Below are 1,708 nucleotides of genomic sequence, written 5' to 3' on the forward strand. Positions count from 1 at the left end.
GGCCGGAGAAGAACGCCTCGTCGCGCAGGGGCCTGGGCGGCCCGTAGCGTCCCGCCCAGGGTCCCGGTGAGCCGCTGACGACCAGCCGTTCGACGTGCACGCCGCGCCCGGTCAGCAGGTGCACCAGCTCGTAGGCGAGGACCGCGCCCAGGCTGTGCCCGAACAGGACGGCCCGGCTGCCCTCGCCGAGGTCGGCGACGATGTCGTCGATCTCGGTCTTGGCCGCCTCGACGACGTTGCGGTAGGGCTCGTCGAGGATCCGGCGTTCCCTGCCGGGCAGTTCGACGGAGGTCACCCGCCAGCGGCCGGCGGCCAGGGCCTGCCAGGGGTGGAAGAAGGAGGGGCCCGCTCCGGCGAACGGCACGCACAGCAGTGTGGTCCGCTCCCCCGTGTGGGCGGGTGTACGGGGTCCTGTCACCGGGACCAGCTCCTCTCGTCGGTTTCCCGCATCGTCCGGCCCGTTCACCGCTGCGCCAGTTTGCGGGCGATGACCCGCATGATCTGGCCCGCGGGCTTGGGCATGTGCAGGTCGTGGTGGGTGGCGTCCACGTCGTACTCCTCGATGGTGCCGAGGACGTGCCGGCGCCAGTCGGGGCCGTAGGAGGTCACTCCGTCGACCTTGTCGAGCCTGGCGTTGAAATACAGCACGTCGCCGCGGTAGACCGGCGACTCGAAGACGCCCATCTTCTGCAGGTTGTTGGCGCCCACCTGCGACATGGTGTCGAGGAAGGCGTCCATGTTGACGGTGTTCATGAACTTGCCGAAGACTTCCTCGATGTCGGCGCGGTAGAGCTCCTTGGTCCGGCCGGCGACCTCGCGGAAGCCGTTGTTCGTGGTGGAGTTGGCCGGCTGGGAGTCCAGGACGGCGATGAGGCCGACCTCGAGGCCGCGGCGGTCCATCGCCTCGGCGACGGCGTGCGCGATGGGGCCGCCGAAGGACCAGCCGATCAGGTAGTAGGGGCCCTCGGGCTGGACGGCGAGGATCTGCTGCAGGTAGTCCTCGACCATCTCCTCCACCGAATGGGCCATGGCCTCCTTGCCGTTGGAGCCGCGGGACTGCAGGGAGTAGGCCGGCCGGTCGGGCACGTGGGGCGCGAAGGTGAAGAACGCCCAGCCCAGGCCGCCGCCGCCGTGGAAGAACCACACCGGCTCCTTGCCTGTGCCGGGGTCCCGGTTCAGCGGCAGCACGACGTTGAAGGAGTCCTCGTGGTCGCCGGGGACGCCGCCGATGAGGAGCAGCGCGGCGAGTTCGGCGACCGTGGGGTACTGGATGATCGTCCGCAGCGGCATGTCGACGCCGAAGCGCTTGCGGATGCGGGCGCTGAGCCGGGTGGCGAGCAGGGAGTGCCCGCCGAGCGCGAAGAAGTCGTCGTCGATGCCGACCCTCTCCAGCTTGAGCAGTTCGCTGAAGAAGGAGCACAGCGCCTCCTCGTGGGAGTTGCGCGGCTCGCCCTTGCTGACGGTGGTGGTGTGCTCGGCGGGCAGCGCGCCGCGGTCGATCTTGCCGGCCGGGTTGAGCGGGAGCCGTGAGAGCGGCACCATCGCGGCCGGGACCATGTAGTCCGGCAGCCGCGCGCCCAGGTAGGCGGGGAGTTCTTCGAGCAGCGGGCCGATGGCCTTGGCCAGCGCGGGTGCGTTGGCGCGGATGCCGCCGGCCACTCCGCTGGGTACGAAGGCGCCGGTGACGGTCCGTCCCGGGGGCAGCAGG

The 1,708-nt window shown here is 70.7% G+C and carries 2 protein-coding genes; both read right to left on the minus strand.

Annotation, left to right across the window (positions count from 1 at the left end; all coding sequences use genetic code 11):
• A partial coding sequence (locus ACWEBX_RS40150) for a thioesterase II family protein (RefSeq protein WP_451889635.1) occupies positions 1-418 on the minus strand: 418 nt, incomplete at its 3' end.
• A 44-nt stretch (positions 419-462) separates the two neighbouring features.
• Positions 463-1,708: alpha/beta fold hydrolase (locus ACWEBX_RS40155; RefSeq protein WP_451889636.1), on the minus strand; the 1,246-nt coding region annotated here is incomplete at its 5' end.

It is taken from the genome of Streptomyces sp. NPDC005070 (genome assembly GCF_053600395.1).